At 65.7% G+C, this 1,931-nt stretch carries 2 protein-coding genes; one reads left to right on the plus strand and one right to left on the minus strand.

Going from position 1 to position 1,931, the window contains the following annotated elements:
• Positions 1-560: glutathione S-transferase N-terminal domain-containing protein (locus ABNT58_RS00780; protein WP_348751609.1), on the minus strand; the 560-nt coding region annotated here is incomplete at its 3' end.
• Positions 561-663: 103 nt separating this feature from the next.
• Here ABNT58_RS00780 and ABNT58_RS00785 point away from each other — a divergent pair.
• Positions 664-1,563, plus strand: coding sequence for a dienelactone hydrolase family protein (locus ABNT58_RS00785; protein WP_348751610.1), 900 nt, complete (start codon positions 664-666; stop codon positions 1,561-1,563).
• The last annotated feature ends 368 nt before the right edge of the window (positions 1,564-1,931 follow it).

The following is a 1,931-nucleotide window of genomic DNA, read 5'->3' on the forward strand; positions in this document are numbered from 1 at the left end:
CGCTGCAGGTTCGGAAAGTCCTCGAGCTTTTGCTCATGCATCTTGTGCGGCACCACCCAGGGGTAGCAGGCCATGTCGGCGATGCTGTAGTCGCCCGCGATGTACTCGCGGCTTTCGAGCTGCTTGTTGAGCACGCCGTACAGGCGCGCAGTCTCTTTCACATAGCGCTCGATGGCATAGGGGATCTTCTCCGGCGCAGCCATGTGGAAATGGCCGTTCTGCCCGGCCATCGGGCCCAGGCCACCCATCTGCCAGAACAGCCACTGCAGCACCTCGGTGCGGCCGCGCAGGTCCTGCGGGATGAAGCGGCCGGTCTTGTCGGCCAGGTACAGCAGGATGGCGCCCGACTCGAACACCGACAGCGGCCCGCCGCCCCCCGCGGGGTCTTGATCCACGATGGCCGGGATGCGGTTGTTGGGCGAGAGGCGCAGGAACTCGGGCTGGAACTGCTCGCCCTTGCCGATGTTCACAGGGTGGATGGTGTACGGCAGGCCGGCTTCTTCCAGGAAGATGCTGACCTTGTGGCCGTTGGGCGTGGTCCAGTAGTGCAGGTCGATCATGGGGTGCTCGCAAAGCAATGGGTGGCGCATGATGCCCCGCCCGCTGACAGGATGCCCGCAGTGGGGTACACCGTGGCACCTCAGCCCTTGCAGGAGAAGACCGATGGCCCATGAGCCCCCTCGCCAGACCGCCGCAGACTTCCACCCCGAAGTGCTGCGCCTCTTCGACCGCTACGTGCACGGGCTGCTCGACCGGCGCGGCTTCATCGAGGGCGCGGCCCGGTTCTCGGCCGGCGGCGTCAGCGGCGCGGCGCTGCTGGCCGCGCTGAGCCCGCGCTTTGCGCAGGCGCAGCAGGTGTCGCCGGGCGATGCACGCATCCGCGGCGAGAAGGTCAAGTTCCCTTCGCCCCGCGGCTACGGCCAGGGCGGCGGCTACCTGGTGCGGCCGGCAGCGGCCAACGGTGCACTGCCCGCGGTGCTGGTGGTGCACGAAAACCGTGGCCTGAACCCACACATCGAAGACATCGCGCGCCGGCTGGCACTGGAGAACTTCGTGGTCTTCGCGCCCGACGCGCTGGACCCGCTGGGCGGCTACCCGGGCGACGAGGACAAGGCCCGCGAGCTGTTCGGCAAGCTGGATCAGTCGAAGACGCAGGAAGACTTCATCGCCGCGGCCGCCTACCTGAAGAACGTGAGCAACACCAACGGCAAGATGGGCGTGGTGGGCTTTTGCTACGGCGGCGGCATCGCCAACTTCCTGGCCACCAAGCTGCCCGAGCTGGGCGCCGCCGTGCCCTTCTACGGCATGGCACCGCCGGCCGACCAGGTGCCCAACATCAAGGCCGCGCTGCTGCTGGTGTATGCCGACAACGACGAACGCATCAACGCCAGCTGGCCCGGCTACGAAGCCGCCCTCAAGGCCGCCAACGTGCCCTTCCAGGCCGTGAAGTACCCGGGCACGCAGCACGGCTTCAACAACGACACCACGCCGCGCTACGACCAGGCGGCGGCGCAGCAGGCGTGGGCGCGGACGGTGGCTTTGTTCAATGGGGTGTTGAGGTAGGTACGCGCGTTGGGAGGCGTGCGCTTTCCAACATCCACGGTCTCGCATTCAAAACCAGAGCGCAACTCGGCGCGGAGTGCCTTGCCGGTAACAAGACCCACCTCGCAACCTTGACAAGGGTCTCGTCGATCAGTTCGTCCCGAGCGGCGTCGTGAAAGCGTACGCGCTTCACTTTGAGTGATGCGGCGAACCTCGGCGACAGCTCGTCGTGATTGACCTCTTGCAACGAAGGCGCCCCCTACAGCGTCAGCATGCCATCAATAAGCGCAAGCTTGTCATCAGACAGTCGATTCAATTCGCTGCGGCTCAATCGACCCTCCCGAACGAGACGTGCAAAGACGAAGAGAAGTTGAGAGTACCGAAAGTCA

This window comes from uncultured Aquincola sp., assembly GCF_964001545.1.
Lineage (GTDB): Bacteria > Pseudomonadota > Gammaproteobacteria > Burkholderiales > Burkholderiaceae_C > Aquincola.